General features: G+C 69.1%; 28 protein-coding genes. 19 read left to right on the forward strand and 9 right to left on the reverse strand.

Features of this window, described 5'->3' with window-relative positions:
- Positions 1–7 precede the first annotated feature (7 nt).
- The 6 genes from AC5Y7V_RS08340 to AC5Y7V_RS08365 are packed head-to-tail and all read left to right on the forward strand — an operon-like array spanning position 8 to position 5,900.
- Complete coding sequence (locus AC5Y7V_RS08340; RefSeq protein WP_499879525.1) at positions 8–1,147, forward strand: 4Fe-4S dicluster domain-containing protein; 1,140 nt, start codon at positions 8–10, stop codon at positions 1,145–1,147.
- The gene (locus AC5Y7V_RS08345) at positions 1,140–1,994 is read left to right on the forward strand and encodes an FAD/NAD(P)-binding protein (RefSeq protein WP_499879526.1); all 855 of its coding nucleotides are present in this window, start codon (positions 1,140–1,142) and stop codon (positions 1,992–1,994) included. Before AC5Y7V_RS08340 ends, AC5Y7V_RS08345 begins: the two co-directional genes overlap by 8 nt.
- The gene (locus AC5Y7V_RS08350; protein ID WP_499879527.1) at positions 1,995–2,753 is read left to right on the forward strand and encodes an NADH-quinone oxidoreductase subunit B family protein; all 759 of its coding nucleotides are present in this window, start codon (positions 1,995–1,997) and stop codon (positions 2,751–2,753) included.
- Positions 2,750–4,042 (forward strand): Ni/Fe hydrogenase subunit alpha, encoded by a 1,293-nt coding sequence (locus AC5Y7V_RS08355; RefSeq protein WP_499879528.1) that lies wholly within the window; start codon positions 2,750–2,752, stop codon positions 4,040–4,042. Before AC5Y7V_RS08350 ends, AC5Y7V_RS08355 begins: the two co-directional genes overlap by 4 nt.
- The gene (locus tag AC5Y7V_RS08360; RefSeq protein WP_499879529.1) at positions 4,039–4,521 is read left to right on the forward strand and encodes a hydrogenase maturation protease; all 483 of its coding nucleotides are present in this window, start codon (positions 4,039–4,041) and stop codon (positions 4,519–4,521) included. The genes AC5Y7V_RS08355 and AC5Y7V_RS08360 overlap by 4 nt, the downstream gene beginning before the upstream one ends.
- The gene (locus tag AC5Y7V_RS08365) at positions 4,503–5,900 is read left to right on the forward strand and encodes a bifunctional lysylphosphatidylglycerol flippase/synthetase MprF (RefSeq protein ID WP_499879530.1); all 1,398 of its coding nucleotides are present in this window, start codon (positions 4,503–4,505) and stop codon (positions 5,898–5,900) included. Before AC5Y7V_RS08360 ends, AC5Y7V_RS08365 begins: the two co-directional genes overlap by 19 nt.
- 1 nt (position 5,901) lies before the next feature.
- Here AC5Y7V_RS08365 and AC5Y7V_RS08370 read toward each other — a convergent pair whose 3' ends face one another.
- The 7 genes from AC5Y7V_RS08370 to acsA form a co-directional block, all read right to left on the reverse strand.
- The gene (locus tag AC5Y7V_RS08370; protein WP_499879531.1) at positions 5,902–6,336 is read right to left on the reverse strand and encodes a pyridoxamine 5'-phosphate oxidase family protein; all 435 of its coding nucleotides are present in this window, start codon (positions 6,334–6,336) and stop codon (positions 5,902–5,904) included.
- A 61-nt stretch (positions 6,337–6,397) separates the two neighbouring features.
- On the reverse strand, positions 6,398–7,375 hold the full coding sequence (locus AC5Y7V_RS08375; RefSeq protein WP_499879532.1) for an Acg family FMN-binding oxidoreductase: 978 nt from the start codon (positions 7,373–7,375) through the stop codon (positions 6,398–6,400).
- Between the two features lie 111 nt (positions 7,376–7,486).
- On the reverse strand, positions 7,487–7,741 hold the full coding sequence (locus AC5Y7V_RS08380; protein ID WP_499879533.1) for an acyl carrier protein: 255 nt from the start codon (positions 7,739–7,741) through the stop codon (positions 7,487–7,489).
- 6 nt (positions 7,742–7,747) lie between these two features.
- Positions 7,748–8,968: a dihydrolipoamide acetyltransferase family protein gene (locus tag AC5Y7V_RS08385; protein ID WP_499879534.1), complete on the reverse strand. Its 1,221-nt coding sequence runs from the start codon at positions 8,966–8,968 to the stop codon at positions 7,748–7,750.
- Entirely contained in the window at positions 8,965–9,954 is a 990-nt protein-coding gene (locus AC5Y7V_RS08390; protein WP_499879535.1) for an alpha-ketoacid dehydrogenase subunit beta, read from the reverse strand. The genes AC5Y7V_RS08385 and AC5Y7V_RS08390 overlap by 4 nt, the downstream gene beginning before the upstream one ends.
- Positions 9,951–10,928, reverse strand: a complete 978-nt coding sequence (gene pdhA / locus AC5Y7V_RS08395) for a pyruvate dehydrogenase (acetyl-transferring) E1 component subunit alpha (RefSeq protein WP_499879536.1) — start codon at positions 10,926–10,928, stop codon at positions 9,951–9,953. Before pdhA ends, AC5Y7V_RS08390 begins: the two co-directional genes overlap by 4 nt.
- The gene (gene acsA / locus AC5Y7V_RS08400; protein ID WP_499879537.1) at positions 10,925–12,724 is read right to left on the reverse strand and encodes an acetate--CoA ligase; all 1,800 of its coding nucleotides are present in this window, start codon (positions 12,722–12,724) and stop codon (positions 10,925–10,927) included. Before acsA ends, pdhA begins: the two co-directional genes overlap by 4 nt.
- A gap of 186 nt (positions 12,725–12,910) precedes the next feature.
- On the opposite strand from acsA, the gene AC5Y7V_RS08405 reads away from it, so the two are divergent.
- The 8 genes from AC5Y7V_RS08405 to dosR all read left to right on the forward strand — a co-directional run bounded on the left by AC5Y7V_RS08405 (position 12,911) and on the right by dosR (position 20,055).
- The gene (locus AC5Y7V_RS08405) at positions 12,911–13,897 is read left to right on the forward strand and encodes an Acg family FMN-binding oxidoreductase (RefSeq protein ID WP_499879538.1); all 987 of its coding nucleotides are present in this window, start codon (positions 12,911–12,913) and stop codon (positions 13,895–13,897) included.
- Positions 13,894–14,163 (forward strand): DUF1918 domain-containing protein, encoded by a 270-nt coding sequence (locus tag AC5Y7V_RS08410; RefSeq protein ID WP_499879539.1) that lies wholly within the window; start codon positions 13,894–13,896, stop codon positions 14,161–14,163. Before AC5Y7V_RS08405 ends, AC5Y7V_RS08410 begins: the two co-directional genes overlap by 4 nt.
- 1 nt (position 14,164) lies before the next feature.
- A complete protein-coding gene (locus AC5Y7V_RS08415; protein WP_499879540.1) occupies positions 14,165–14,407 on the forward strand; it encodes a hypothetical protein in 243 nt (80 codons plus the stop codon).
- 148 nt (positions 14,408–14,555) lie between these two features.
- On the forward strand, positions 14,556–16,598 hold the full coding sequence (locus AC5Y7V_RS08420; protein ID WP_499879541.1) for an erythromycin esterase family protein: 2,043 nt from the start codon (positions 14,556–14,558) through the stop codon (positions 16,596–16,598).
- Between the two features lie 46 nt (positions 16,599–16,644).
- A complete protein-coding gene (locus tag AC5Y7V_RS08425; protein WP_499879542.1) occupies positions 16,645–17,637 on the forward strand; it encodes a 1-phosphofructokinase family hexose kinase in 993 nt (330 codons plus the stop codon).
- 75 nt (positions 17,638–17,712) lie between these two features.
- Positions 17,713–18,483 carry a universal stress protein gene (locus tag AC5Y7V_RS08430; RefSeq protein ID WP_499879543.1) on the forward strand — a complete coding sequence of 257 codons (771 nt, stop codon included), beginning with the start codon at positions 17,713–17,715 and terminating at the stop codon, positions 18,481–18,483.
- 10 nt (positions 18,484–18,493) lie between these two features.
- The gene (locus AC5Y7V_RS08435; protein ID WP_499879544.1) at positions 18,494–19,324 is read left to right on the forward strand and encodes a universal stress protein; all 831 of its coding nucleotides are present in this window, start codon (positions 18,494–18,496) and stop codon (positions 19,322–19,324) included.
- Between the two features lie 59 nt (positions 19,325–19,383).
- Positions 19,384–20,055 carry a hypoxia response regulator transcription factor DosR/DevR gene (gene dosR, locus AC5Y7V_RS08440; protein ID WP_499879545.1) on the forward strand — a complete coding sequence of 224 codons (672 nt, stop codon included), beginning with the start codon at positions 19,384–19,386 and terminating at the stop codon, positions 20,053–20,055.
- 20 nt (positions 20,056–20,075) lie between these two features.
- Here dosR and AC5Y7V_RS08445 read toward each other — a convergent pair whose 3' ends face one another.
- Positions 20,076–20,528, reverse strand: a complete 453-nt coding sequence (locus AC5Y7V_RS08445) for a pyridoxamine 5'-phosphate oxidase family protein (RefSeq protein ID WP_499879546.1) — start codon at positions 20,526–20,528, stop codon at positions 20,076–20,078.
- A 289-nt stretch (positions 20,529–20,817) separates the two neighbouring features.
- On the opposite strand from AC5Y7V_RS08445, the gene AC5Y7V_RS08450 reads away from it, so the two are divergent.
- From AC5Y7V_RS08450 to AC5Y7V_RS08470, 5 genes are all read left to right on the forward strand, one after another.
- A complete protein-coding gene (locus AC5Y7V_RS08450) occupies positions 20,818–22,470 on the forward strand; it encodes a GAF domain-containing sensor histidine kinase (protein WP_499879662.1) in 1,653 nt (550 codons plus the stop codon).
- Between the two features lie 58 nt (positions 22,471–22,528).
- The gene (locus tag AC5Y7V_RS08455; RefSeq protein ID WP_499879547.1) at positions 22,529–23,077 is read left to right on the forward strand and encodes a GNAT family N-acetyltransferase; all 549 of its coding nucleotides are present in this window, start codon (positions 22,529–22,531) and stop codon (positions 23,075–23,077) included.
- A complete protein-coding gene (locus tag AC5Y7V_RS08460; protein WP_499879548.1) occupies positions 23,065–23,949 on the forward strand; it encodes a universal stress protein in 885 nt (294 codons plus the stop codon). Before AC5Y7V_RS08455 ends, AC5Y7V_RS08460 begins: the two co-directional genes overlap by 13 nt.
- Positions 23,946–24,320, forward strand: a complete 375-nt coding sequence (locus AC5Y7V_RS08465; RefSeq protein WP_499879549.1) for a SpoIIAA family protein — start codon at positions 23,946–23,948, stop codon at positions 24,318–24,320. Before AC5Y7V_RS08460 ends, AC5Y7V_RS08465 begins: the two co-directional genes overlap by 4 nt.
- Before the next feature lie 74 nt (positions 24,321–24,394).
- Positions 24,395–25,759, forward strand: a complete 1,365-nt coding sequence (locus AC5Y7V_RS08470; protein ID WP_499879550.1) for an HNH endonuclease signature motif containing protein — start codon at positions 24,395–24,397, stop codon at positions 25,757–25,759.
- Positions 25,760–25,770: 11 nt separating this feature from the next.
- Here the strand turns inward: AC5Y7V_RS08470 and AC5Y7V_RS08475 are convergent, their stop codons facing one another.
- Positions 25,771–26,565, reverse strand: coding sequence for a universal stress protein (locus tag AC5Y7V_RS08475; RefSeq protein WP_499879551.1), 795 nt, complete (start codon positions 26,563–26,565; stop codon positions 25,771–25,773).
- Between the last annotated feature and the right edge of the window lie 81 nt (positions 26,566–26,646).

Here is a 26,646-nt window from a genome sequence, read left to right on the forward strand (position 1 = left end):
GATTTGCATGGATGATGTGTCGGTGAGCGGAGACGGCGAACACCATCAGGTCGCGTCGTTCGACGTGGCCGGGCTGCACCGGTTGGTCGAGGTGCTGATCGAGCGGGGCTACCGCGTGGTCGGGCCGACGTTGCGGGACAACGCGATCGTGCTGGCGGAACTGCAGTCCGCGGACGACCTGCCGCGCGGCTGGGGCGTCGACGTCGGGCCGGGGCATTATCGGGTGCGCCGCCGCGACGACGACGCCGCGTTCGGGCACTCGGCCGGGCCTCAGTCGTGGAAACAATTCCTGCATCCCCCGCGGCAGCGGCTGTGGGCCGGCACCCGGGACGGGGCCGGCGAGGCCCTGCCCGACGACCCGGTTCCGGCTTACGCGTTCCTCGGGGTGCGCGGGTGTGACCTGGCCGCGATCGCGACTCTCGGCGGGGTGCTCGGCCGCTCCGAGTACCCGGACAGTTCCTTCGTGGGCCGCCGCCGGCGGGCCTTCGTGGTCGCGGTGAATTGCACCGAGCCCGGCGGGCTGTGCTTCTGCGCGTCGATGGGCACCGGCCCCGCGGCCGGACCTGGCTACGACCTGGCCCTGACGGAGCGCCTCGGCGGGGACGCGCCGTCGTACCTCGTCGACGTCGGCAGCGAGGAGGGCGCCGACGTGCTCGCCGCGGTGGCGCACCGGGCGGCCGGCGACGACGAAATCGCTTCCGCGCGTGCCGATGTCGAGGAAGCGGCGCATCACATGGGCCGCCGGATGCCGGACACGGACCTGCGCGAGCTGCTCATCGCCTCACGCGAATCACCGCAGTGGGACGAGGTGGCCAGCCGCTGCCTGACGTGCGGCAACTGCACGATGGTGTGCCCGACCTGTTTTTGCACCACCACCGAGGACGTCAGCGACCTCACCGGCGATCACGCCGAGCGGTGGCGCCACTGGGCGTCGTGCTTCGAGTTCGACTTCACCTACGTGCACGGCGGCGGCAGCGTGCGCCAGTCCGGCGCCTCGCGCTACCGGCACTGGTTGACCCACAAGCTGAGCACCTGGCACGACCAGTTCGGCACGTCGGGTTGCGTCGGCTGCGGCCGGTGCATCGCCTGGTGCCCCACCGGAATCGACATCACCGCGGAGATGAACAAGATGGCCGGCGATGAGTGAGCGGGCCGAACGGGGCGAGCTGGCATCGGCCATGGCGCCGGTGCCGTACCGGGTGCGCAGCCGCACCGTGGAGAGCCCCGATTCGGCGACGCTGTGCCTGGAGCCCGTCGGCGAATCCCTGCGGACGCCGCAGCCCGGGGAGTTCATGATGCTCTACGCGTTCGGCGTGGGCGAGGCCGCGATCTCGATCAGCGGCGACCCCACCGTGACCGACGGCTCGATCACCCACACCATCCGCGCGGTCGGGGCGGTGAGCCGCGCGCTGCACAACGCCGAGCCCGGCAGCGTCGTCGGCGTCCGGGGTCCCTTCGGCACCACGTGGGGGCTAGAAGAAGCGGCCGGCCGCGACCTGGTCATGGTGGCCGGCGGCGTGGGTCTGTGCCCGTTGCGTCCGGCGGTGCTGGGCGCGCTGGCCGGGCGATCGCGCTACGGCAAGGTGATACTCATCGCCGGCGCCCGCTCGCGGGCGGATTTCGTCTACGTCGACCAGCTCGAAAAGTGGTCCCAAGAATCGCAATTGGAACTTCACGTCACGGTCGATGTCCCGGTCCAGGGCTGGCGCGGCGAGGTCGGCATGGTCACCGAGCCGCTGCACCGGCTCACGCTCGATCCTGAGCGCACCACCGCCTTCCTCTGCGGTCCCGAGCCCATGCTGCGGTTCGGGGCCGAGGCGCTGCTGGCGAAAGGCGTCGCCGCCCAGGATATTCGGGTCTCACTGGAGCGCAACATGCAATGCGGAATCGGCTGGTGCGGTCACTGCCAGCTCGGCCCGCTGTTGCTGTGCCGCGACGGCCCCGTCGTCGGCTACGACGTTGCGGGCCCGCTGCTTTCGGTGAAGGAGCTTTAGATGAGCAAGGCCACGCTGGCCGTGTGGAAGTTCGCGTCCTGCGACGGCTGTCAGCTCACGCTGCTGGACTGCGAGGACGAGCTGCTCACCCTGGCCGACCAGGTGCAGATCGCCACGTTTGCCGAGGCCTCCAGCGCGATGGTCGGCGGACCGTACGATGTGTCGCTGGTCGAGGGCTCGGTCACAACCCACCACGACGAGCAGCGCATCCGCGAAATCCGCGAGCAGTCAAAGGTTCTCGTGACCATCGGTGCGTGCGCGACGGCCGGGGGAGTGCAGGCGCTGCGCAACTTCGCCGACGTCGCCGAGTTCGCCTCCGTCGTCTACGCCAAACCGGAGTACGTCGACACGCTGGCGACCTCGACGCCGGCGTCGGCGCACGTCAAGGTCGACTACCAGTTGCCGGGCTGCCCGATCGACCGCGGTCAGCTGCTCGACACCCTGGCGGCCCTGCTGATCGGGCGCAAACCGCGGCTCCCGGCCAAGACGGTGTGCACCGAGTGCAAGCTGCGCGGGGTAACGTGCGTCGTTGTTTCGGAGGGGATTCCGTGCCTCGGCCCCGTCACCCACGCCGGCTGCGGGGCGCTGTGCCCCCGGCACCATCGCGGCTGCTTCGGCTGTTTCGGGCCGTCGGCGGCGCCCCGGACCGCGACATTGATCCCGCTGCTGCGCCGCGACGGCATGTCCGGCGGCGACGTCGACCGGGTGTTCTCGACCTTCAACGTCGCCACCTTCGACGCCGAGCGGAGCAAGCGGTGAACCCGCGCGCCCGCACCCTGAACGTGGGCACGCTGACGCGCGTGGAGGGCGAAGGCGCGCTGCATGTCGCGCTGAAGGACGGGCGACTGGAAAGCGTCGAGCTGAACATCTATGAGCCGCCGCGGTTTTTCGAGGCGTTCCTGCGCGGCCGCGCCCACACCGAGCCGCCCGACCTGACGGCCCGGGTCTGCGGCATCTGCCCGGTCGCCTATCAGGTCAGCGCGTGCAACGCGATCGAAGACGCCTGCGGCGTCGAGGTCGACGAGGAGATCGTCGCGCTGCGCCGCCTGCTGTACTGCGGCGAATGGATCCACAGCCACATCCTGCATGTCTATCTGCTGCACGCGCCGGATTTCCTCGGCTACTCCGACATCATCGGCATGGCGCGCGACCACAAGCAGGTCGTGGAGCGCGGGTTGTCGCTGAAGAAGGCGGGCAACCAGCTGATGGAGTTCGTCGGCGGGCGGGCGATCCATCCGATCAACGTGCGGCTGGGCGGATTCTATTCGGTGCCAACGCGATCGGACTTCGCGCCGCTCGCCGAGCAGCTGCGCCGCGCCCTGGACAACGCGTTGGCGACCGTCGAGTGGGTGTCACGCTTCGAGTTCCCCGACCTCGAGCTGGACCACGAGTTCCTGGCGCTCACGGCGCCCGGCCGGTATGCGATCGAGAACGGAACCATCGCGCGCAGCGCCGGGCCGCCGTTTCCGGTGGCCGACTTCGCCGACCACGTCGTCGAGTCGCAGGTGCCGCACTCCACCGCCCTGCACGCGTCGCTCGACGGCGGCCGCTATCTGACCGGGCCCCTGGCGCGATACTCGCTGAACTCGTCGGCGCTCTCCCCCGTCGCGGCGCAGGCCGCCGCGCAGGCCGGGCTGTCGGCCGAATGCCGAAACCCGTTCCGCAGCATCATCGTCCGCTCCGTCGAGGTGGTCTACGCGATCGAAGAGGCCCTGCGGATCATCGACGAGTACGAGCGTCCGGCGCGCCCGTTCGTCGACGTCCCGGCGCGCGCCGGCGTCGGCCACGGGGTCAGCGAGGCGCCCCGCGGCCTGCTCTACCACCGCTACCGCATCGGCGAGGACGGGCTGATCGCGGCGGCGGAGCTCATCCCGCCGACCTCACAGAACCAGGCGGCCATCGAAGCCGACCTGGCCAACCTGGTTTCCGGGAACCTCGCCCTCGACGACGCCGCGCTGACCGCGTTGTGCGAGCAGCTGATTCGCAGCTACGACCCGTGCATCTCGTGTTCCGCGCACTTCCTGACGCTGACGGTCGACCGGGGATGACCGCACCTATCGTGGTTATCGGCCTCGGCAACCGCTATCGCGGCGACGACGGCGTCGGTGTCGCCGCGGCTGCCGAGTTGAACCGGTTGGCGCTGCCCGGGGTTCGCGTGGTGACCGACATCGCGGAACCGACCGGCCTGCTCGAGGCGTGGTCGGGCGCCACGCTCGCCGTGGTGATCGACGCCGCGGTCGGGACGCCACCGAGGCCGGGCCGGGTCCGGCGGTGCGGCCTCGGCGACATCGCGGCCGGTGACGGATTGAGTTCGCACAGCGTCGATGTGGTTCGCACGCACGCGTTGGGTCAGGCGCTCGGCCGGGTACCCGCCGAACTGGTTCTGCTCACGGTGGAAGTCGCCGACACCGATCACGGGACCGGTTTGACACCCCGGGTCGCGCGGGCGGTGCCGGAAGTGCTGCGCATGACGCTGGCCGAACTCACCAAGCGCTCAAGGGGCCAGGAGTGTCCGACCAGCCCTTGATCGCCGGCGCCGTCGAGGCGAGGGGCCGCGAACGGGTCCTGCTCCGAGGTGATCTCGCGGCGGCCCGCCTCGGCAGCGCGGCAATTCTGCTCTGTGCGCTGGGCTGGCTGGCGCTGCTGGAGCTGCGCGAACATCCGGGCGCCCCGGGCCGGTTCGGATGGTCGGTGGCGCTGCTGGCCGCGGCGGCCCTGGTCGCGCGCGGCATCTTCCTCGGCCGGCCGGTGACCGCCGGACACGCGACGATCGCCGCGGCCGCGGTGGGCGCGGGCCTGTCCGCGCACTTCCTTTCCTACGGCGCGCTCGGGAACTTCCTCATCGCCGGCAGCGGGCTCGCGCTCGTCCTGCCGACGACGGCCAGACCACAACCGGAGCTGCTGGACCGGGTATGGCCGCTCGTCGACGCCACCCGCGAGGATCCGTTGTCGCCCTTTGCCATGCACTCGAGCAAGAGCTACCACTTCAACGCCGACAACTCCGCGGCGATCGCATACCGCACCCGGCTCGGGTTCGCGGTCGTCAGCGGCGACCCGATCGGTGACGCCAACCAATTCGAAGCGCTGGTCGCCGATTTCGTGCGGGTGTGCCGAAGCCGGGGATGGCAGGTCATCGTGCTGGCCGCCGGGGAGCGCCACGTGAGCCTATGGCGCAACGACGTCGTCGGTCAGCCGATGCTCGCGGTGCCGATCGGCCGCGACGTCGTCGTCGACGTCCCCCACTTCACGTTGGCGGGGCGCCGCTTTCGCAACCTGCGCCAGGCGGTGCAGCGCACCCGCAACAGCGGGGTCACCACGCAGATCGTCGACGAGCAACAGCTCGATCGCGCACTGAGCGCCGAGCTGACCGAGGTGCTGTATGCCGCGCACCGCGCCGCGCGCACCGAACGCGGGTTCTGCATGAACCTCGACGGTGCGCTGCAGGGCCGCTATCCCGGCATCAAACTTGCGATCGCCCGCGATCGGTCCGGGCGGGTGGTGGCATTTCACCGGTACACGACCGCCGACGCGGGACTGGAGGTCAGCCTCGACGCCCCGTTTCGCCGCCCCGACGCCCCGAACGGTGTCGACGAGCGGCTCAGCGCGGACATGATCAACGACGCGAAAGCTAATGGCGCGCTGCGTCTTTCGCTGGCATTCGCCGCGTTCCCGGAGATCTTCGACGCCGCGGACCCGACGCCGCTGCAACGGGCCGCGTACCGGTTGATCCACCTGCTGGACCCGTTGATCCGCCTCGAGTCCCTTTATCGCTACCTGTACAAGTTCCATTGCGTGGCCGAGCGGCGCTACGTGGTCTTGTGCGCCCACCACATCCCGGCCGCGCTGCTGGTCTTGCTGTCGCTGGAGTTCCTGCCGCGACCGCGCCGTCACCGGCTGGTGAGATGACTCAGGCGCGGTCGCGGCTGCCCAGAACCGGCGGGCCGAACCGGAAGCGGCGCCCCGTGACCGCGTCGGGCAGCACCCGCACGTAATGCGTCTTCTCGGACGACAGCCAAGGGAGTAGCTGCGCGCGTTCGGCTTCCTGGATCTGTTCGTCGGTGCGCAGCGAACGCGCCCTGCCCTTGACGATCACGCTCCAGCCCTCGGCGACGTTGTGCTCGTCGACCTCGAACAGCACGCGGTTGTTGATCGCGGTGCTGACCAGCTTGGTGCCCTCCGAGGTGCGAAACAGGATGGACTTGTGCTGGACGACGAAGTTGACGGGGAAGATCTCGGGCAGGCCGTCGACGCTGGTGACCAGCCGTCCCAGGGCGACGCCGGACATCAGGTCCCAGCATTCGTGCTCCGGCAGGATCGTCACGCCGTCATCGGTTATGGACATCAGCCACCCTTCTGCGATAGGTCAAAGTCATTCAACCGCTTGGCCGTTCGTGTAAGTGTAGCTAGCGAATCCGCAGCACGTCCTTCGGCGCTCGCCTCGGCGTCGGCGCCGGAACGGCCTCCATGGGCGGCGCGATACCGGCGCGGATCAGCACCTGCGGCTGCCCGTCGTGGTCCAGCAGGCCGCGCACGACGTCGCGGCTTTCGTCCAGCTCGATCAGGTGGGTCAGCGTGCAGGTCGCCAGGAACGCCATCGTGCATTCCAGCAGCACGGTCGACAATGCCTCGCCGCACCGCAGCACGTCCGCCCTGGTGTCCCCGGGGGTGGACAGCACCAGAATCTTCGACCAGTCGACCGCGACCTCGGGACGCCGATCCTGCTCGGTGCGCGCCGGGAATTCCCGCGCCACATCCACGCGGCCAATTTCCTTGCCGGACAACAGCGCGCCGGGCGGTACGCCCTCGTCCGCCGCGAACGGCGAAGTCCACCATTCGAGTTCGGCGTGATACGACGCGTCGTCGCGGCGCAGCGCTTCGGTGAGCTGTGAGGCCTTGGCCAGCGTGGGCCGCTCGTGGTCGCCGAGCACGTTGAGCGTCACCAGGTCCTCGTCGACCGTGCTGCGCAGCACGGGTTCGAAGAGCTCCCAGTACGTGGGCTCGCCCATCGGCAGCCGGTCGGTCCGGCGATGCAGGATCGCGTTGGCGCGGTCGCGCTGCGCGCGCGTGACGTGCTCGACGGCATGGAATTCGACGGTCGCCAGATGGTCGGGGTCATTCGGATTGGGAAACCGCTCGACCTCCGCGCCCCACCCCGAGGCGAGCATCGCGACCCGAAGGTGGTCCAGGGCGGCGCCACAGCTGAGGATCGCCTCCCGGCCGGACCGGTCCGTGCCCGGCACCGTCCGGTCGCGGTCGACGAACAGCCGCAAGGCCCCGCCCTCGGCGACCCACCGCCACGGCTGGCTGTTGTGCACCGACGGGGCCCGGCAGGCGAGCTGCACCGCTTTTCTGAGGGTCTGGGTGTCCACCGTCGTCTTCATGGCCGCCAATTCCTTGCCGAGTTTCGGTTCACCATCGACGGTAGGCCTCGCCCCGGCTGGTGGCCAGGGTCGTTCGTCCCGGGCGGTGGGGCCGGTCGGGTGCCGAAAGGCCTACCCAGAAGAGTTCTTTTCGACGTAGCCGACCACGTCGGCCAGCGTCCGAAGCGATCCGTAGTCCGATTCGGGGATGTCCACCTGCAGCCGCCGGTGGATGCCGCGCAGAAAGCTCAGCCAGTCCATCGAATCGAGGTCGACCTGATCGCGCAGCAGCACGTCGTCGCTGATCTCGTCCGGCTCGACCTCGGGGGCGATGCTGGTCAGCACGGAAAGGACCGCCGCTCGGGTGTCTTCGTTCGTCGTCGTCATATGCACTCACTTCTCCAATAGGTCGGGCTGCTGGAGCAGCTCGTTGATCGCGGTGAGGAACAGCGCACCCCGGTGGCCGTCGCTGGCGCGATGGTCGGCGGCGAGCGTCGCCTGGACGGTGCTGACGACCCGGATTCCGCCGTCGATGACGCAGACCCGCTGGGCCGGCTGACCGAAACCGACGATCGCCACCTGGGGTGGGTAGATGACGCCGAAGACCGTGTCGACGCCCTTGTCGCCAAGGTTGGTGACGGTGATCGTCGGGTCCGACATTTCCGAGCTGCGCAGCGAGAAGGAGCGCGCCCGCGCCACCAGATCGGTGAGGTCGTCCATCAATTCGTCGAGCTTCTTCTCCGGGACGTCGTGGATGGCCGGCGCGACGAGGCCGCCGCCGCGCAGCGAGATCCCGACGCCGACATGGACCCCGTTCGCGGGCTCGAACCCGTCGTCCCGCCAAAATCCGTTGAACTCTCCGAACCGCTGCGCGGCCAGCCCGACGGCCTTCAACAGCAGGACGGCCGGCAGCACGCGTTCGTCGATGGACCGTTGCGCGTTTCGGGTGGTCAGCCACGTCAGCGACTTCTCCAGCACGATCTCGTCGGCGAGGTAGTAGTGCGGGATCTCCCGCTTCGACCGGCTCATCGCGGCGGCGATCGACTTTCGCATCGCGGCCGCGCGGTCGGCCGCCGTGCTCTTGCCCGGCGCGCTGGCTTTGGGTTCTTTCGCTTTCTGGACCGCGGCGGCGTGCTGGATGCTGGCGGCGGCGTGCTCGACGTCGCTGATGATGACGGCGCCCTGCGGACCGGTGCCGCTGACCGCGTCGATGTCGACGTGCAGGCTCGTCGCGAGGCGGCGAGCCGCGGGGGACACCCACCGACGATGCTGTGGGGCACCGGCGGCGGGGACGGCGACGGGCGCCGTGGCCGGTGCCGCCGCCGGTTTCTCGTCGCTCACCGGGGCCCGCTGCTTCTTGCGCTTCTCGGCGCGCTCGCCCTCGGCCAGCAGCGTCGCCAAAGTGGTTCCCACTTGGACGGTTTCACCGACCGGGACGAGCAGCTCGCCGACCGTGCCCTCCTGCCAGCATTCGATTTCCACGGCCGCCTTGGTGGTTTCGACGACCGCGACGATCTGGCCGCGCGTCACCTTGTCGCCGGGCTTGACCAGCCACTCGTTGAGCGTGCCCTCGTCCATGTCGGCGCCCAGGGCGGGCATCTTGAACTCGATCATTGCTGCGGCTCACCGAACAGGTTCTGGACCGCGGCCACGATCTGAGCGGTTTGGGGCAGCGCCGCCTGCTCCAGGTGCTTCGCGTACGGCATCGGAACCTCGGCGCTGCACACCCGCGCGATGGGGGCGTCGAGGTCGTAGAACGCGCCCTCCACCACTCGCGCGGTGATCTCCGCCGCGAGGCTGCCGCTGCGCCACGCCTCGTCGATGACGACCAGCCGATGCGTCTTGCGCACCGATTCCAGGATGGTGTCCTCGTCGAGCGGGCGCAGGACCCGCAGATCGATTACCTCGCAATCGATTCCGGCCAGCGACAACTCGTTTGCCGCGTCGAGCGCCTTCCACAGCGAGCCGCCGTAGGCCACCACGGTGACGTCGGTGCCGCCGCGCCGGATGGCCGCCCGACAGATGTCGGTGGGGCCGAGGGTCTCGACGTCCGACGAGGTGTTGTAGAGCTGGACGTGCTCGAAGATCACCACCGGGTCCGGGTCGGCCAGCGCCGGACCCAGCATGCCGTAAGCGTCTTCGACCGTGGCCGGCGCCAGCACCCGGATGCCGGGGATGTGCGCGTACCAGGGCTCCAGGCTGTGCGAATGCTGGGCGGCGAGCTGGCGTCCGGCGCCCGTGGCCATGCGCACGACGATTGGGACCGAGAACTGCCCGCCCGACATATGGCGAAGGGCCGCAGCGGTATTGACGATCTGATCGAGCGCCAGCAGGCTGAAGTTCACCGTCATGACTTCGACGATCGGCCGCAATCCGTTCAGGGCGGCCCCGATTCCGATGCCGACGAAGCCCAGTTCCGACAGCGGCGTGTCACGCACCCGCTCCGGCCCGAATTCGTCCAGCAGGCCCTTGGACGCGGCGTACGTTCCGCCGTACCGGCCGACGTCCTCGCCCATCAGCACCACCCGCGGGTCGTCGTGCAGCGCGTCGCGAATCGCATCGTGGACGGCGGCCCGGTAGGTCGTCTTCGCCGTCTTCATCGTGCCTCCTCCGCAGTGGGGGTGAGGACGTCGCGTTCCAGATCCGCCACGTCCTCCCACGTTCCCGCCTCGGCGAACGCCACCGCGGCCTCGATCTCGGCGACGGCCGAATCCTCGATCTGCCGAACGTCGTCGGCGGACAACGTGCCGTCGCCCAGGCATCGGTCGGTGAACGACCGGATCGGGTCGCGCTGGCGCCAGCGTTCGACCTCGCCCTTGTCCCGGTACAGCTCCGGGTCGAACATCGAGTGCGCCCGGAACCGGTAGGTGCGGAACTCGATGAAGAACGGGCCGCCGGTGTCGCGGACGTGGTCGACGCCCTGCTGCGCGGCGACGTGGCACGCCTCGACGTCCATCCCGTCGACGGCGATGGTGGGCACGCGATACGAGGCCGCCTTTACGGTGAGGTCAGTCTGCGACTGCGCCCGCTCCAGCGCGGTGCCCATCGCGTAAAGGTTGTTCTCGCAACAGAACAGGACCGGCAGGTGCCACAGCGCGGCCATGTTCAGCGACTCGTGAAACGCGCCCTCGGCCACCGCGCCGTCACCGAAGTAGCAGGCCGTCACCCGCTTCTGCTGCAGCATGGCGTCGGCCAGGGCGATGCCCACCGCGAGCGGCAGGCCGCCGGCGACGATCGCGTTGCCGCCGTAGAACCGCTTGGACGCGTCGAACAGGTGCATCGACCCGCCGCGGCCGCGCGAACAGCCCTCCTGCTTGCCGAACATCTCGGCCATGATCGAGGTCATCGGGATGCCGCGCAGCAGCGCGTGCGCGTGCTCGCGGTACGTCGCGACCACCGCGTCATCGTCGGCCAACGCGCGCAGCGACCCGGCGGCGACGGCCTCCTCGCCGACGTAGAGGTGCAGGAACCCGCGAATCTTCGCCGCGCTGTACAGCTCCGCGCACTTTTCCTCCATGCGGCGCACCCGGACCATATCCGACAACAGTTCGTGGGCCAGCTTTGTGTCACTCATGACGGCACCCCCTCGGCGTGGTGGTCGGGTTGTCTCTCGATGGTGGAGGTGTCGCCCTCGGGCAGCCCCAGTTCGCGGGCCTTCAGCAGCCGGCGCATGATCTTGCCGCTGCTCGTGTGCGGCAACGCGTCGACGAACTCGAGCTCCTTGGGCGCCACGGTGGCCCCCAGCCGCTTGCGCGCGTGGCCGATCAGCTCCAGGCGCAGGTCCTCGTCGCCGACCACGCCGTTCTTAAGCGTGACAAAGGCTTTCACCATTTCGCCGACCGTCGGGTCGGGGATGCCGATGACCGCCGCCTCGGCGACCGCCGGGTGGTCGGTGAGCGCGCTTTCGACCTCGAACGGGCCGATCAGATGCCCCGCGGACTTGATCACGTCGTCTTTGCGCCCGACGAACCAGAAGTAGCCGTCGGCGTCTTTCTTCGCGAGATCCCCGCTCAGGTAGAGGCCGTCGGCGAAGGCGTTGCGGTAGCGCTCCTCGGCGCCCAGGTAGCCGCGGAACATCGACGGCCAGCCCGGCCTGAGCGCGAGCTCGCCCTCGACGTCGGGTTCGTCGACGACCGTGGTCGATCCGTCGTCGTTGTGGCGCACGATGAATGCGTCCACGCCCGGCAGCGGCCGGCCCATGGATCCCGGCTTGATGTCGAACGCCGGCGTGTTGGCGATCATGATGCCGCCCGTCTCGGTCTGCCACCAATTGTCGTGAATCGGCAAGCCCAGCACCCGCTTTCCCCACCAGACGGCTTCGGGGTTGAGCGGCTCGCCCACGCTGGCGATGAAACGCAGGCGCGGAAAGCGATACTGCGCGGGCAGCTCCGGACCCGCCTTGATCAGCATCCGGATCGCGGTCGGTGCGGTGTACCACACCGACACGCCCTGGTCCTGCAGGATCTGATACCAGCGCTGGGCGTCGAACTCGGCCTCGTCGACGATCGAGGTGACCCCGTGCAGCAGCGGGCTGATGATGCCGTAGGACGTTCCCGTCACCCAGCCGGGATCCGCTGTGCACCAATAGGTGTCGTCGGGATGCAGGTCGAGCGCGTACAGGCCGGTGAGATAGTGCATCGCCACCGCGCCGTGCACGTGGATGGCGCCCTTGGGTGTGCCGGTGGTGCCGCTGGTGAAGTGCAGCAGCGAGGGGTCGTCGGCGGTGGTGGGCTCGATCGGCGCGTTCTCGTCGGCGGCGTTCAGCCAGTGCCAGAAGTTGAGGGTTCCGGGTGGGGGATCGGCGGTTTCGTCCTGGTCGACGATGAAGATGTGCCGCACCGACGGCAGCCGGTCACGGATCTTGGCGATCTTGCGCCGGTAGAGCGCGGCGGTGGTGACCAGAACGTCGGCCTGCCCGATGTTCACCCGGGTCGCGATCGGCTCGGGCCCGAAAGCCGAGAACAACGGCGAAACGACGCTGCCGTTGCGCAGCGCGCCCAGCATCGCGATGTAGAGCTCGGGCGAGCGGTTCATCATCGTGAACACGCGGTCGCCCTTGCCGATGCCGAGCGAGCGCAGCGCGCTGGTGAATCGTTTGGTGAACCGGCCGAGGTCGGCGTAGCTGAGGTCGCGCGTGGTGATCGCGCCGTCCCAGCCCCCGTCGATGACGAATCGCAACGCCGTGCGCGTCGCGGTGGGGCCCTCCGCGTGCCGGTCCACGGCGGCGTAGGCGATGTTGCAGCCGCCGGGTCCCATGCCCTCGCACAACGGCGGCACGTCGGACCAGTGAAATCGCCCGCGCGCATGTTCGTAGTCGGTGAAGTTCGGGCGGACGGCGCAGTCTTCGGGGGTCTTGTGGATGACATCCATGAGGGGTCCTAGCGGTGTGGCCTGCTATGTCGCCTGGGCATGTTCATCGTTTGCCCGGCCCGCGACGGCGCAATAGAGACGAAAGTCATCAATGGCCCGGCGCCGCCCACCCGGGGACCAAGGACCCTGGCGGCGCGACGCGCGCATGCCTGAAGGTCGATGTGGGACAGGAAGTGAGCGTGCGCGATGACCCGAACGACGGTGGAGACCGGCGTGATCACCGGTGCGGTGGAGCTGGCGTGCCGGGCTCCCTCGCTGCACAACATCCAGCCGTGGCGGTGGGTGGCGGGCAGCACAAGCGTCGACCTGTTCGTCGACCCGCACCGAACCGTCACCGCGACCGACAGGTCGGGTCGCGAGGCGATCATCAGCTGCGGCGCCGCGCTCGATCACTTTCGGGTCGCGATGGCCGCGGCCGGTTGGGACACCAACGTCGACCAGTTCCCCAACCCCAACAACCTCGACCACCTCGCCTCGGCCGACTTCGCTTCCCTGGACTGCGTGACGCAGGCGCGGCGCGATCGCGCCGACGCGATCCCGCGGCGCCGCACCAACCGGCTGCCGTTTCGCGCGCCGAGTCACTGGCCGTCGCTGGAAGCGGTCCTGCGCAGCTCGTTCGACAACGAGCTGGTGACGCTCGACGTGCTGACCGACGATGCGCGCCCGCGGTTGGCCGAGGCGTCCCGGCTCACCGACGCGCTGCGCCGCTACGACGATTCCTATCAGAACGAATTGCTTTGGTGGACATCGCCGTTGCGCGAGGCGGAGGGCATCCCCGACAGCGCGCTGGCCTCGGAGTCGGACGCCCGGCGGGTCGACGTCAACCGCCGGTTCCCCGTCGACCCGGCCGACGAGCACAGTTCCGCCGGCACCTACGACCAGGCGAAGATCCTGGTGCTGTCCACACCCGGGGACGCGCGGGTCGATGCGCTCAATTGCGGCGAGGCGCTTTCGGCGATCCTGCTGGAGTGCACGATGGCCGGTCTGGCCACCTGCCCGGTCACGCATCTCACCGAGCTGCAGTCCAGTCGCGACGTCATTTCCGAGCTCACGACCGATCCCACCGCGGTGCCCCAAGTCTTGATCCGGGTCGGCATCGAACCCGAGGGGGAGTTGGCCCCCGGCCCGACGCCGAGGCGGCCCATGAGCGACGTGTTGGAGATCCGGCGATGAAGGCCGAAGTCGGGGACTGGCTGGTGATCAAGGGCGGCACCATCGGGCGTCGGGACCTGCGCGGGCTGATCACCGAGGTGCCCTCGAAGGACGGCGAGCCGCCGTTCCAGGTTCGGTGGCTGGACACCGACGAACGGGCGACCGTGTTCCCGGGCCCGGACGCGATCGTCGTCACGGCTGCCGAGCAGCGGGCCGCGGACGAGAAAGCCCGGTCGCGGATCGCCGCGATGCAGGCGGCCATAGTGGGCCAGGCTAAGGGGAACTGAAATGTCCTCTCTGCCAAGCGGTCCGCCGATGCTGACCGACGGTGACGTCGACACGCTCGCGTGGCAGTTCCTGCGTTCGGTCTACGCCGACGACACCTACGCCGATTGGCCGCTGGACCGGCGCCTCGACGGCTTCCTTCGCCGCGAGGGGCTGGACCGTCTCGTCGAGGACGGCGACACCTACGACCTGATTCTCGATCGCGTCATGGCCTACATCGCCGCCCGGGCCCGGCTTTCCGACTGACCGGGATGGAGCCGACGAACGGCCCGCCACGCCGGGACTTCCGTCCCTACCGCGGGAAACGACCTACTGGTCGGATGGACTCGTCACTACCGCAAAGTCGAGTTCTAGGGGACGTGCATGAGCACCCTTTCCGTTCGGCGTCGAGGCCATGACCAGAGCGGCTGATGTCACCCGGCACTCGCCGCGGCGCGTGTTCCGCGACCGCGCCGAGGCCGGCCGGGTGCTGGCGAGCCTGCTCGGCGCCTACCGCGGCCGGCGGAATGTCATCGTCTTGGGCCTGGCCAGAGGCGGCATCCCCGTCGCCTGGGAGGTGGCGGCCGCGCTAAATGCCCCGTTGGACGCCTTCATCGTGCGCAAACTCGGCGCCCCCGGTCACGAAGAGTTTGCGGTGGGGGCGCTCGCGAGCGGGGGTCGTGTCGTGCTCAACGACGACGTCGTGCGGGGACTGCGGATGACACCGCAGGAGCTGCGCGCCGTCGCCGAGCGCGAAGGCCGCGAGCTTGTCCGGCGCGAGGCGGCCTACCGCAACGGTCGCCCACCCCTCGACGTCACCGGTAAGACGGTCATCCTCGTCGACGACGGTTTGGCCACCGGCGCAAGCATGTTCGCGGCCGTGCAGGCGCTGCGCGAAGCCGAGCCCGCGGTCATCGTGGTCGCCGTGCCCGCGGCCCCCGAATCCACCTGCCGAGAACTCGCCGGCCAGGTGGACGACGTCGTCTGCGCGTCGATGCCCACCCCGTTCCACGCGGTGGGGGAATCGTTCTGGGATTTCCGCCAGGTCACCGACGACGAGGTTCGCCGGCTGCTCGCCACCCCGACTACCGGGACGTCGACAAACCAGGCCGCGGCGCCGACGCCGGCCGAGGTTATCGGCGGGGCGGCCATCGATGCGCCGCAGGGGATCCCGCCGCGCGAAGCGTTGGAGGCCCTGATTGGCGACGCGCGGATCGTGCTGATCGGCGAGAGCTCGCACGGGACCCACGAGTTCTACGAGGCTCGGGCGGCCATCACGAAGTGGCTGATCGAGGAAAAGGGTTTCTGCGCCGTCGCCGCCGAGGCCGACTGGCCCGACGCCTACCGGGTCAACCGCTACGTGCGCGGCCTGGGCGACGATGGGAGCGCCGACGACGCGCTGAGCGGATTCGAACGCTTCCCCGCCTGGATGTGGCGCAACACCGTCGTGTGCGACTTCGTCGACTGGTTGCGGGCCTACAACAAACTCCACGAGTCGAATGGCCGGCGGCAGGCCGGCTTCTACGGCCTGGACCTCTACAGCCTGCACCGATCGATGCACGAGGTGATCGCCTACCTCGACAAGATCGACCCGGGGGCGGCGGCGCGGGCACGCGAGCGCTACGCCTGCTTCGACCACGCCTCCGCCGACGACGGTCAGGCCTACGGCTTTGCGGCCGCGTACGGCGCCGGCCCTTCCTGCGAGAATCAGGCGATCGAGCAGCTGGTGGAGATCCAGCGCAACGCGCTGGCCTACGCGCGCAGGGACGGGCTGCTCGCCGAGGACGAGCAGTTCTACGCGCAGCAGAACGCGCAAACGGTGCGCAACGCGGAGGTGTACTACCGCGCGATGTTCAGCGGGCGGGTCGACTCCTGGAACCTGCGTGACAAGCACATGGCGCAGACCCTCGATGCGCTGTTGAATCACCTGGACCGCCACCAGGATGGGCCGCCGGCCCGAATCGTGGTGTGGGCGCACAACTCTCACGTCGGGGACGCCCGGGCCACCGAAGTGTGGGCGGACGGGCAACTCACGCTCGGCCAACTCGCCCGGCAGCGATACGGCGAGGATTCGCGTCTCATCGGGTTCAGCACCTATACCGGCACGGTGACCGCCGCCAGCGAGTGGGGCGGCGTTGCCGAGCGAAAGGCGGTGCGCCCGGCGCTCAACGGCAGCATCGAGGAACTGCTGCACGAGACAGGCAGGGGCGCGTTCTTGGTGTCCGCGGCCATCAGCCCCGCGGCCGCGGACCCGCTCAGCACGGTTCGACTCGGACGCGCCATCGGCGTGATCTACCGGCCCGAAACGGAACGGCAAAGTCACTACTTTCACGTGCGTCCGGCCGACCAATTCGACGCGATGATCCACATCGACACCACCACGGCGCTCGAACCCCTCGAGGTGACAAGCCTGTGGATCGCCGGCGAAACCCCGGAAACCTACCCCACCGGCCTGTAAACCGACCCGGCCTATAAACCGACGACAACGAGCGGAGTCAACGACCATGCAGACGCCCTCACGGCCGCCTGCGAGCCGACCGCAAATCGTCACGCTGACCATGAACCCGGCGCTCGACATCACGACGAGCGTCGACGTCGTGCGCCCGACCGACAAATTGCGCTGCGCCGAAACCCGTTACGACCCGGGCGGTGGCGGCATCAACGTCGCGCACATCGCGCACGAGCTCGGCGGGTCGGTGCTGGCGGTTTTCCCCGCGGGCGGCACGACCGGCGGCCTGATCGCGAGGCTGCTCGCCGACGCGGGCGTGCCGTTCTGGCAAGTCCCCATCGGGGCGGCCACGCGCGAGAGCTTCACGGTCAACGAGGACAGCAGCGGTAAGCAGTACCGCTTCGTCCTGCCGGGGCCGCAACTGACGCTGCGCGAACAGGCGCACTGCCTCGAGCAGCTGCGGATGACGGCGAAGTCGGCCGAATACGTGGTGGCCAGCGGCAGCCTGCCGCCGGGCGTGACCACCGACTTCTACCAGCGGGTCGCCGACATGTGCGGCCACGTCGGCGCGCGCCTGATCCTGGATACCTCCGGCGGCGGCCTGCGGCACGTCTCCTCCGGCGTGTTCCTCCTCAAGGCCAGCGTGCGCGAGCTGCGGGAATGCGTCGGACGCCCCCTGGAAACCGAGGCCGAACAACTCGCCGCCGCACACGAACTCGTCGACGGCGGTCGCGCGGAAGCGGTGCTGGTGTCCCTGGGATCGAAAGGCGCGCTCCTCGCGACGGCGCATGCCAGCCAGCGCTTTTCGGCGATTCCGATGCCCGGCGGGAGCGGCGTGGGGGCCGGCGATGCGATGGTCGCGGCGATCGCGGTCGGGCTCACCCGTGGCTGGCCGCTGGTCAAGTCCGTTCGGCTGGGCATCGCGGCGGGGGCGGCGATGCTGATGACACCCGGCACGGCCGCCTGCCTTCGCGCGGACGTGGAGAAGCTGTTCGCCCAATCGGCGGAACCGTGCGACCTCGCAGATGACGAACGGCAACCCAGATAAGGCCTAACGACCCCTCTGAAACGAGCGGCGTGGCAATAGCCTGAAGTTTGAGGACTCGAACGTTTCAGGAGCGACATGAACGAGTTGGACGCCAAGTCGGTGGTGGTGGGCGTCAACGGATCACAAGCCGCGGTCAACGCCGCCAAATGGACGATCGATGAGGCCCTGAGCCGTCAGCTGCCCATGCGCCTCGTCTATGTCGTCCCGCGCCGGGACGGGCAACCGGACGCGAGGCCGCTTTCCGAGTGGGAACTGGAGCGCGCCGAGATGGCGCTGTCCCAGGCCGAGTGCGCCATCCAACAGGCGAAAAAGCCGGTCGAGGTCGAAACGGCAATCCTCTCAGGCGATCCCGGCAAAGTACTGGTCGACGAATCGCGGGCCGCGGCGCTGATCTGCGTGGGCACCTCCAGGCGCGGCTGGGCGTCCGACGGCCTGCTGGGGCCGACCGCCACCGCGTTGGTCGCGGAAGCGCAATGCCCGGTGGCGATCATCCGCACCAACCCCGACGGGTCGCCGACCGAGCTTGGCGTGATCGCCGTCGTGCTCAACGACGAGCCGGACAACGACGAGGTCGTTCATCAGGCCATGGAGCAGGGGCGGCGCCGCCACGCGACCGTGCGACAGATCGATCGGCGACTGAACAGCTGGGTCCGGCGCTATCCGGACGTGCAGGTCCAGACGGTGGCCGCGGGCACCGGGGTGAAAACCGGTGAGCGACAGGGCGGCGCAATCGAATTGGCCGTCGTCGGCAGCGCCGACGCCCTCGAGATCGCCGGGCTGTCCACGCCGAACTGCCACCCGATCGTGGGCTACCCCGACTGCTCCGTGCTCGTCGTCCGCCACTAAGGCAAAGTCCGTGAACGAATTGGCTACGCCGCAGTCGATCGTGGTCGGCATCGACGGCTCGAAGGCGGCGGTACGGGCGGCGCTCTGGGCGATCGACGAGGCGGTGAGTCGCGATGCCGCCCTGCGCCTGGTCTGCGCGACCGAGCAGGCCGGGCAGGAGCGCGAGCCCTCCGCGGGCCAGGCGGCAATTCGCCAGGCGGTCAAGGCAATCGAGGCCGCGGGCAAGCCGGTGAAGATCGAAACCCGGGTGGCCCACGGCCCGGCGATCGGCTGCCTGATCAGCGCGTCGGCGTCGGCGGCCATGGTGTGCGTCGGCGCGGTCGGTTTGCGTCACTTCCGGCCGGGCCGGGTGGGTTCCACCGCCGCGGCCGTGGCGATGTCGGCGCACTGCCCGGTGGCGATAATTCGCGCCCGCGACGACCACCCCCACCGCCCGGACGGCATCGTCGTCGAGCTGGACGGGTCGCCCGACAACGGCGTCCTGCTGGGCGCCGCCGCCGCGGAGGCGCGGCTGCGCAACGCCGCCATCCGGGCGATCATCTGCCGAAGGCCGACGGACGAAACGGGGCCTGGCGGGGCCGAGGGCGATCGCCGGGCCCTCGCCGACCTGGATCGCCGGCTGGCCCGCTGGACGCGTCAGTATCCGGACCTGCGGGTGGAATCGGTGGCCGTGCACGGCGGCCTGCTCCAGTTCCTCGCCTACAACCGCCGGTCGGTGGGGCTGGTGATCGCCGGCGCCCGCGACCGCCGGCAGCTCAGCGAGCTCGTCGGGCCGGCCGGCAGTGCGGTGCTGCAGGACGCCGACTGCTCGCTGTTGGTCGTCAACCAACAGCATTTGTGAGGCGGCCGATAATGAAAACGTGCGATATTGAGAGTCGGTCGCTGCAGAAAGGGCTCTTAATGGTCAAGGTGTTCCTCGTCGACGACCACGAGGTCGTCCGCCGCGGTCTTGCCGACCTGCTCGCGTCGGACCCCGAACTGGAAATCGTCGGCGAGGCCGGTTCGGTGTCCGAGGCGAAGGCGCGCATACCGGCCTTGCAGCCCGACGTCGCGGTCCTTGACGTGCGTCTTCCCGACGGCAACGGCATCGAATTGTGCCGCGATCTGGTCTCCGACCACCCGGATCTGCGGTGCCTGATGCTGACGTCGTTCACCTCCGACGAGGCGATGCTGGAGGCGATCCTGGCCGGCGCCAGCGGCTATGTCGTCAAGGACATCAAAGGCATGGAGCTGGCCCACGCGATCAAAGAGGTCGGCGCCGGCAAATCCCTGCTGGACAATCGCGCCGCCGCCGCGCTGATGGCAAAGCTTCGCGGGACGACGGAACGCGAAGACCCGCTCTCCGGGCTCACCGAACAGGAGCGAACGCTGCTCGGGCTGCTCAGTGAGGGTTTGACCAACAGGCAGATCGCCGCCCGGATGTTTCTTGCCGAGAAGACGGTGAAGAACTACGTGTCGCGGTTGCTGGCAAAACTGGGCATGGAACGCCGGACGCAGGCGGCCGTGTTCGCCTCCAAGCTGGACCAACGGTCCGGGCGGCCGCCCACGCCGACGGACGACCCGCGGGAATAGCCGGCTTGACCGGCCGGGAGCTACGGCCCGGGTGCGGTGATGCGAAATCCGCTGACGATCGTGGGCTCGATCGCGATTACGGTGTCCGCCTGGTTTACCCACGGGTGCAGCAGTTGCTCGTAGCGCGCGACTTCGTCGGGATCGGTGATGGTGTACACCCGCCCCGTCGCGACGACGCTCCAGCCGGTCCGGGTTTGCGGGTCGAAGCTGTCGGCCTCGTAGGCGACGACTGAATTAGCCCTAGACCGCAAGGCAGCGGAGATCGCCGAGGTGAGGCGGGTGCGGATGATGATCCGGCCATCGTCCAAGAAGTGATTGACCGGACGGATCGCCGGAAGCGCACCGAGCGTGAATACGACCCGCCCATACTCGGCGGTGGCCAGCAAACGTATCGCCTCCGCATCGCTTAACCGTTGGGCGCCGACGGCAGGCTGCGTCAGGCCCAGACCGCCGTCATAGTCCCAGTCGTCCATAAGCTCAGAATCCTTCACTACGCACTGCGTAGCTACCTAGGGCCATAGGGCACCACGTCGGATGACCACGGGCGCCCTCGGTCAGGCCATGGCCGTTATCTTGGGTGCCTGAACTCCTTGGGGGTACGCTTGCGGCGGCACCTTCGCGTTGCGCGAATGGTTCGCGGTTTTTGCCGACGCAAGCTGGCACTTGGCGGAAGTTGTCGTGGAGGTATGAGGTCGGGTGGCCGGCGGCGACGAACGCAGCTCGGCGTTAGCCGGGCTAGGCCAGCGTGGGCTGGTGAGCAGGATGCACGCGCAGCTGGACGAGTTGCTGGCGGCGCGCGATCAAATGGAGCACCTGCTGCGCGTCTTCGTCGAGATCGGCACCAACGTCGATGACCTCGACGCGACGTTGCACCGCGTCATCGCCGCCGCAAGGGAGCTGACCTCCGCCCCCTACGGTGCGCTGGCCATCCGCGACCCGGACGGCACCCTGCTCAGGTTCATCCACGAGGGCATGGACCCCGACACCGTCGAACGCATCGGGCCGCTGCCGGTGGGAAAGGGCCTGCTGAGCCTGTCGCTGCTCGACACGCCGGCCCTGCGCGTGGACGACATGAGCACCCACCCGGCCGCCGCCGGGTTCCCCGCGCACCACCCGCCGATGCGGGCCTTCCTCGCGGTGCCCATCACCATCCGCGGGAATGTCTTCGGCAACATCTACCTGACCCACGTCGACCCGGCGCGGGTGTTCTCCGAGTCCGACGAGGTGGCCGCCCGCGCGCTCGCGTTCGCTGCCGCGGCCAGCATCGACAACGCCCAACTCTTCGAGCGCGAGCGGCTGTCGGTCAAATGGATGGAGGCGAGCCGCGAGATCACGACCGCGCTGCTGTCCACCACCGAGCCGCACCGCCGCCCGCTGCAGTTGATCGCCGAGAGCGCGCGCAGGCTTACCGACGCCGAACAGGCGATCGTGCTCGTCCCGGCCGACGCGGACCTGTCGTATGACGAGACCGACACGCTGGTGGTGTCCGCCGCGGTGGGGCTGCACGCCGACGACGTGATGGGCCGCCAGGTCCCGGTGGACGGTTCCTCCAGCGGCGAGGTCTTCCGAACCGGCCAACCGATGATCACCGAGTCGTTGCGCTACCCGATCCAGGCCTTCACCGATGTCGGGCAGCGTCCCGCGATCCTGATGCCGCTGCGCACCGACGACGAAGTCGCCGGCGTGATCGCGATCGCCCGTGGCGCGGAGGCGGCACCGTTCGACGAGAGCTACCTCGACCTGGTCAGCGACTTCGCCACCCACGCCGCGATCGCCCTGGTCCTGGCGGCGGCGCGGGACGACTCGCGCCAGCTGACCATCGTCGCCGAGCGCGAGCGCATCGCCCACGACCTGCACGACCATGTCATCCAGCGGCTGTTCGCCACCGGCATGGACCTGCAGGGCACGCTCGCACGGGCCCGTTCCCCGGAGGTGGCCGAGCGGCTGAACCGCACCCTCGACGATCTGCAGACCATCATCGAGGAGATCCGAACGACGATCTTCCAGCTCAAGTCGCCGTTGGGAAAGGGCGCCGACTTCCGGCACCGGATCCAACAGGTGGTTGCCGACCTCACCGAAAATCGGGAGATCGTCACCACGATGCGCCTGCACGGGCCCATGACCGCGGTCGGCGGCGAACTCGCGGAGCACGCCGAGGCGGTCGCCACGGAGGCGGTCAGCAACGCCCTTCGCCACTCGGGGGCGTCTCGGCTCACGGTCGAGGTCGACGTCGCCGACATGTTCATCCTCGACGTCAGCGACAACGGCTGCGGCATCCCCGCCGACAACGTGCGCAGCAGCGGGCTGGCCAATATGAAATATCGCGCTGAACAACTCGGCGGCACCTGCGAGGTCACCAATCCGCCGGAGGGCGGCGCGCGCGTCCACTGGATCGCCCCGCTGACCGACGGCTAACGTGGTGGGGTCTAACGGCCCTGCCGAGCGGCGCCAGATCCGAATAGCGTCATGGGTCATGAGCGATCGGGCGGTGGAAGCCGCGGGTACGGTCCAACTGCTCGACGGACGCGTCGTGTCGTTGCGGCCGCTTGTTGCCGGCGACGCGGAGGCCGTCCTGGATCTGCATCAACACCTCAGCGATCACGACCGCTACTACCGCTTCTTCACGCTCCAGCCGGTCCAGCTCGACGAGGTCGTCGACGAGCTGACCAAACCCGCCCCGGGCCGGTACGCGCTCGGGGCGTTCGACGCGGGCCGGCTGATTGGGGTGGCCAACTACACCGTCGTGCGCGAGCACCCGAAGGCAGCCGAGTTCGCGATTGTGGTCGCGCACGAAGATCATTCGCTCGGCGTGGGAACGGCCCTGCTTAAACACCTGGCCCGGATCGCGCGGGCCCGGCGAATCGGGCACTTCGTCGCCGACGTGCTGAGCGAGAACCACCTGATGCTGATGGTCGTGTTCGACCTCGGCTGGCGGTGCGAGCCGGCGGAGTACGGATCCGTCCGGCACCTCGAGATCGAGCTGCCCGACTTCGACGACGAGGATGCGAAATGTCCGGCGTGACACACAAATTCGGGGTCTTGGTCTCCGTCGACGGCTCGCCGGCATCCGACGCCGCCGTCGCCTGGGGGGCGCGTGAGGCCATCATGCGCAAGCTGCCGCTCACGTTGATGCACGCGGTGGCGCCGGTGGTGGTCGGCTGGCCGGTGGGCCAGCTGTACGACGAGATGCCGGAGTGGCAGCGAGACGACGCGCGGCACGTCATCGAGCAGGCCCGCAAGACGCTGAGCGCGGCCCTGGCGGGCGCACCGCCACCCGAAACACGCATCGAGACGGTCTATTCCGGCGTTGTGCCGGCGTTGATCGAGGCGTCCAAGGACGCGTGGATGATCGTCGCCGGCAGCCAGGGCCTGGGCGCGATGGGGCGCCTGCTGTTGGGCTCGGTCACGACGGGACTGCTGCACTACGCCCACTGTCCGGTCGCGGTGATCCACTCCGACGCCGCGGTCGACGCCGACGCGCCGGTGCTGCTGGGCATCGACGGATCGCCCGCGTCGGAAGCGGCGACCGCCCTGGCCTTCGATGAGGCCTCGCGCCGCGGCGTCGGGCTGCGCGCGCTGCACGTCTGGAGCGACGTCGCGGTATTTCCGGTGCTGGGAATGGACTGGCACGAACGCGAGCGCGAGGGCCGGGAGATCCTCGCCGAACGCCTGGCCGGCTGGCAGGAACGGTATCCGGATGTCCATGTCGAGCGATTGCTCTTCTGCGACAAGCCATCCCACTGGCTGCTCGAGGAGTCCGAACGGGCCCAGCTGGTGGTGGTCGGCGGCCGCGGCCGCGGCGGGTTCCCCGGGATGCTGCTCGGGTCGGTGGGCTCGGCCGTGGCGCAATCGGCGAAGGTTCCCGTGATTGTTGTCCGTGAGGAGAATCGATGATCGAACAGCTGCAGGACATGCCGGAAGGGGTGACCGGCATCCGCGTGTCGGGCCGGCTGCGTGGTAACGAGCTGCGCCACTTCAAGCCCGAGATGGAAAAGATGCTGCAAAACGGCGAGATCCGGATCGTGGAGGTCATCGCGCCCGACTACGAGGGCTTCGGGCCCGGCGGGTTCGCCGAGGACCTCAAGCTCGGGTTCGGCATGCTTTTCACGCACTACTCGGACTTCAAGCGGATAGCCGTGGTGTCCGACAAGGACTGGGTCGGCCACGTCATGCACGCGGTGGCGTGGATGATGCCCGGCGAGCTCGCCGTGTTCGGGCTCGACGAGCTTGACCGCGCCAAGGAATGGGCCGCCGGATCTTCGTAGATCCCTTGTGCCACTTTAGTTTCAGTGGTCACAATTCGGGGTTTCTTGTCGGTGGGTGTTCCTAGTCTTGGGGTATGGGTTCGGGCAGTCGTGAGGAGATCGTCGAGGTATTCGACGATCTCAAGGGGAACCTGAAACGGCTGCGCGATTTGTCGTTTGACGTGTTGACCACTCCGGAAGGACTGTGGGCCCTCGAACAGTTGGAAACCGCGGCGCGCGGGCTGCGCGCCCCGCAGCACACGCTGATCAATCAGGTCGGCGCGCAGGCCAGCGCCGAAGAACTGGGCGGGACGCTGCGTGGTGCGCTGGCCGATCGGCTGCGCATCACCAAAGCCGAGGCGGGCCGGCGCATCGCGGACGCCGAAGACCTCGGCGAGCGCCGGGCGCTGACCGGCGAGGCGTTGGCCCCGCAGCTGGCCGCGACCGCGACCGCCCAACGCGAGGGGTTGATCGGCGACGGGCACGTGCGTGTGATGCGTAGCTTTTTCGCCCACCTGCCTGCCGATATCGACCTTGGCACCCGGGAGGCCGCCGAGGCCGACCTGGCCGACAAGGCCCGCCACTACCGCCCCGACGAGCTCGCCACATACGCCCAGCGGATCATGGACTGGCTCAACCCCGACGGCGAATTCAGCGACCAACAACGAGCGCGCAGGCGCGGACTGACCCTCGGCGCCCAGCAATTCGACGGCATGTCGCGGATCAGCGGGCTGGTGACTCCCGAATTGCGGGCGGCCATCGAGGCGATGTTGGCCAAGTTGGCCGCTCCAGGGGCGTGCAACCCCGAGGACGACACCCCCGTCGTCGATGAGACACCCGACGAAGACGCGGTGCGCCGCGACACCCGAACCGGCGCCCAGCGCAACCACGACGCCATGCTGGCCGCCATGCGCGGGCTGTTCGCGTCGGGAAAGCTAGGCACGCACAACGGATTACCGGTATCGATCATCGCGACCACCACCCTGCAGGATTTGGAGGCGGCCACCGGCAAGGCCCTGACCGCCGGCGGCACCCTGGTGCCGATGTCCGATGTCATCCGCTGGGCCGGCCACGCCCACCATTACCTCGCCATCTTCGACCGGGCCAAGCCGCTGGCGCTCTACCACACCAAACGCCTGGCCTCACCCGCCCAGCGGATCATGCTCTATGCCCGCGATCGCGGCTGCACCAAACCAGGCTGCGACGCCCCGGCCTATCACAGCCAGGTCCACCACGTCACCGGCTGGAAAACCACCCGCCGCACCGACATCGACGACCTCACCCTGGCCTGCGGACCCGACAACCGCCTCGCCGAACACGGCTGGACCACCCGCACCAACACCCGCGGCGAAACAGAATGGATTCCCCCGCCCCACCTCGACCGCGGCCAACCCCGCACCAACAACTTCCACCACCCCGAACGATTCCTGCGCGACACCGACGACGACAAACCCGTTTGACGTCAGGACGGTCAGTCACGCACCACCAGCACCGAGCATCCTTCAAGGCCGGATTGCCCCGGCGGCCCGACCATCTGCGCCACCTTGTCGGCGTCCTCGCCGCCCACCACCGCCAGCTGGACGGATTCCTGCGTGTGGGCGAGGAATTCGGCGGGTCCGCGCCTCGCGGCGGCCGGCATGACGTGCACTTCGGGATAGCGGGACACCCATTGGCCAAGCCGCTGCTCGAGCTGACGGTAGGGGATCTCGCCCAGGCCCCACCGCCACACCCCGAGCGCCAGGATCGGTGCTTTGCGCAGGCGCGCCTCGTGGAAGCCGAGCTCGAGCACCGCGTCGTTGGCCGGCGAATCGTCGACGACGACGGCGACCCATCCGGCGGCCGATTCCTGGCCGTCGGCCCGAACGATCGCGACGGGGCATTGGGCCTTACGGGCGACGGCATCGACGGTCGAGCCCAGCAGCTTGCGGGCGACGCGCCCGATTCCCACGGAACCCGCGCAAACCATTGCAGCGCTTCGCGATTCGTCGATCAGGACGCCCTCCGGCGACCCGCGCACGATGTCGCATTCGACCGTGACCGGCTTGCCCATGGCCTGCAGCGCCGCATCGGCGTCGCGCAGCGACCCTTGCGCGTACTGGACCTCCATGCTTGGCGAATCGCCGGATCGATCGGGCACGGCTTGGACCAGCCGTAGCGCGATGTTGCGGCCGATCGCCTCCGTCAGCGCCCATTTCGCGGCGTTGATGGCCGCCTCTGAGCCGTCGATGCCTACCACGATCTTCGCCGGCGCTTGCGTCTGGTCCATGATTCCTCCCGATCTGGCGGCGGGGCCGCCATCCGCCGAGGTTATTGCGCGACCTGCCGTTTCGGCAGGGTCGTTCGACCC

Source organism: Mycobacterium sp. NGS34 (assembly GCF_059812845.1).

Bases quoted from the DNA above. Each gene is read 5' to 3' on its own strand.
- AC5Y7V_RS08360 (WP_499879529.1), top strand. From the start codon at position 4,039: ATGACCGCACCTATCGTGGTTATCGGCCTCGGCAACCGCTATCGCGGC.
- pdhA (WP_499879536.1), bottom strand. From the start codon at position 10,928: ATGAGTGACACAAAGCTGGCCCACGAACTGTTGTCGGATATGGTCCGG.
- AC5Y7V_RS08410 (WP_499879539.1), top strand. From the start codon at position 13,894: ATGAAGGCCGAAGTCGGGGACTGGCTGGTGATCAAGGGCGGCACCATC.
- AC5Y7V_RS08350 (WP_499879527.1), top strand. From the start codon at position 1,995: ATGAGCAAGGCCACGCTGGCCGTGTGGAAGTTCGCGTCCTGCGACGGC.
- AC5Y7V_RS08475 (WP_499879551.1), bottom strand. From the start codon at position 26,565: ATGGACCAGACGCAAGCGCCGGCGAAGATCGTGGTAGGCATCGACGGC.
- AC5Y7V_RS08470 (WP_499879550.1), top strand. From the start codon at position 24,395: ATGGGTTCGGGCAGTCGTGAGGAGATCGTCGAGGTATTCGACGATCTC.
- acsA (WP_499879537.1), bottom strand. From the start codon at position 12,724: ATGGATGTCATCCACAAGACCCCCGAAGACTGCGCCGTCCGCCCGAAC.
- AC5Y7V_RS08405 (WP_499879538.1), top strand. From the start codon at position 12,911: ATGACCCGAACGACGGTGGAGACCGGCGTGATCACCGGTGCGGTGGAG.
- AC5Y7V_RS08445 (WP_499879546.1), bottom strand. From the start codon at position 20,528: ATGGACGACTGGGACTATGACGGCGGTCTGGGCCTGACGCAGCCTGCC.
- AC5Y7V_RS08465 (WP_499879549.1), top strand. From the start codon at position 23,946: ATGATCGAACAGCTGCAGGACATGCCGGAAGGGGTGACCGGCATCCGC.
- AC5Y7V_RS08370 (WP_499879531.1), bottom strand. From the start codon at position 6,336: ATGTCCATAACCGATGACGGCGTGACGATCCTGCCGGAGCACGAATGC.
- dosR (WP_499879545.1), top strand. From the start codon at position 19,384: ATGGTCAAGGTGTTCCTCGTCGACGACCACGAGGTCGTCCGCCGCGGT.
- AC5Y7V_RS08420 (WP_499879541.1), top strand. From the start codon at position 14,556: ATGACCAGAGCGGCTGATGTCACCCGGCACTCGCCGCGGCGCGTGTTC.
- AC5Y7V_RS08390 (WP_499879535.1), bottom strand. From the start codon at position 9,954: ATGAAGACGGCGAAGACGACCTACCGGGCCGCCGTCCACGATGCGATT.
- AC5Y7V_RS08385 (WP_499879534.1), bottom strand. From the start codon at position 8,968: ATGATCGAGTTCAAGATGCCCGCCCTGGGCGCCGACATGGACGAGGGC.
- AC5Y7V_RS08340 (WP_499879525.1), top strand. From the start codon at position 8: ATGGATGATGTGTCGGTGAGCGGAGACGGCGAACACCATCAGGTCGCG.
- AC5Y7V_RS08450 (WP_499879662.1), top strand. From the start codon at position 20,818: ATGCACGCGCAGCTGGACGAGTTGCTGGCGGCGCGCGATCAAATGGAG.
- AC5Y7V_RS08425 (WP_499879542.1), top strand. From the start codon at position 16,645: ATGCAGACGCCCTCACGGCCGCCTGCGAGCCGACCGCAAATCGTCACG.
- AC5Y7V_RS08345 (WP_499879526.1), top strand. From the start codon at position 1,140: ATGAGTGAGCGGGCCGAACGGGGCGAGCTGGCATCGGCCATGGCGCCG.
- AC5Y7V_RS08415 (WP_499879540.1), top strand. From the start codon at position 14,165: ATGTCCTCTCTGCCAAGCGGTCCGCCGATGCTGACCGACGGTGACGTC.
- AC5Y7V_RS08430 (WP_499879543.1), top strand. From the start codon at position 17,713: ATGAACGAGTTGGACGCCAAGTCGGTGGTGGTGGGCGTCAACGGATCA.
- AC5Y7V_RS08455 (WP_499879547.1), top strand. From the start codon at position 22,529: ATGAGCGATCGGGCGGTGGAAGCCGCGGGTACGGTCCAACTGCTCGAC.
- AC5Y7V_RS08460 (WP_499879548.1), top strand. From the start codon at position 23,065: ATGTCCGGCGTGACACACAAATTCGGGGTCTTGGTCTCCGTCGACGGC.
- AC5Y7V_RS08380 (WP_499879533.1), bottom strand. From the start codon at position 7,741: ATGACGACGACGAACGAAGACACCCGAGCGGCGGTCCTTTCCGTGCTG.
- AC5Y7V_RS08375 (WP_499879532.1), bottom strand. From the start codon at position 7,375: ATGAAGACGACGGTGGACACCCAGACCCTCAGAAAAGCGGTGCAGCTC.